General features: G+C 74.7%; 1 protein-coding gene. It reads right to left on the bottom strand.

Going from position 1 to position 1,299, the window contains the following annotated elements; translation table 11 throughout:
- A partial coding sequence (locus tag ACVNF4_RS36160) for an acyl carrier protein (RefSeq protein WP_461807053.1) occupies positions 1-1,161 on the bottom strand: 1,161 nt, incomplete at its 3' end.
- Positions 1,162-1,299: the final 138 nt, after the last annotated feature.

Raw genomic sequence — 1,299 nt, 5'->3', positions numbered from 1 at the left:
CAGGACGACGGCGTCCTGGTCGAGCCCCAGCGCGGCGGCCTCCGCGACCCCGTCCCCGGCGGGACCGGCCCCGGTGCTGCCGAGTGCCCCGAGCGGCGCCTCGACCAGCTCGAACGTGTGGCGCCCGACACCCCGGCACAGCACGGCGGGTGACGGATCGTCAGCGAGCACCTCGGCGATCACGGCGTCCGCCACGTCCTCGTCGACGTCCACCACTCGCGCCACCGTGCCCGGGAACTCCCGCGCCACGCTCCGGAACAGCCCGCGCAGCCCCACCGCGTCCCCGTCCACCGGGCGCACTGCCACCAGCCACCCCGGCTCGCGCGCCAACGCCGCCTTCAGCACCGGGAACGCGTCCGGCAGCACCGGCACCCCGTCGGCCGCCCCGAGATACACCACCCCGTCGAGGGGGCCGTCCGCCTCGCCCAGCAGATGCTCCAGGTCCCGTACGGCGACTTCGGCGCCGTGCGACGTGAGCCGCTCGGCGATCCCGGCCGCGAACCCGTCGTCGCCGAGCAGCACCCAGCGCGTGCCCGTGAGCCGGGACGGCGGATGGCTGCCGGTGTCGAGCAGGACCGGCTGGAGGAGGAGGCGCCGGGGCACCCGGCCCAGGACGTCGGGCTCCTTCTCGGACGAGGACCAGGGTGCGGATGCGGGCGCCTCGGGGGGCACCGGCCCCGACAGGCGTGAGGTCAGCCAGTCGGTGACGGCGGCGGCCGTCCGCGCCTTCGTCAGCTCCTCCAACTCGTCGTCCGCGAGGCCCGCGAGGTCGGTGGAGCCGCCGAGCCGGCGGGCCAACTCACCGGCGATCTCGGCCCGTTTGATGGAGTCGATGCTGAGATCGGCCTCCAGATCGAGGTCCGGCTCGATCATGTCGACGGGGTACCCGGTGCGTTCGCTGATGATGTCGAGGACGACCTGTGCGACGTCCACGGCCTCCGGGACCGCCGGTGCGGACGCCGGCTCCACCGCAACAGGAGCGGACTGTACGGGAGTTGCCTCAAGGACCGGCATCGGTGTCGGCGGCGCGGCCGGTCTCTGCGCGCCCGTCGCCCCGAAGTACGTGAGCAGCACGTCCCGTTGGGCCGCGATCATCTCCCGGCTCGTCCGCAGGAACTCGGCGATGAGGGCGTCCTGGCCCTGCGGGGGATTCGTCGTCACGTTCGCCTCCAAGGGGCCCGGGGAAACCGGGGAAGTGGGGGATGCCCGGAAGGCCGAGGCGTGCGCCACCCGCCGCGCCGGTGCCAGCCCGCCGGGCAGGAACGCGCCGTCGGCGGTCCGCACGAGCTGCCCGTCCAC

Source organism: Streptomyces sp. S6 (assembly GCF_054880855.1).
Note: the sequence above shows the minus strand (reverse complement) of the source record. Positions and strands in the feature narration are given on the sequence as shown.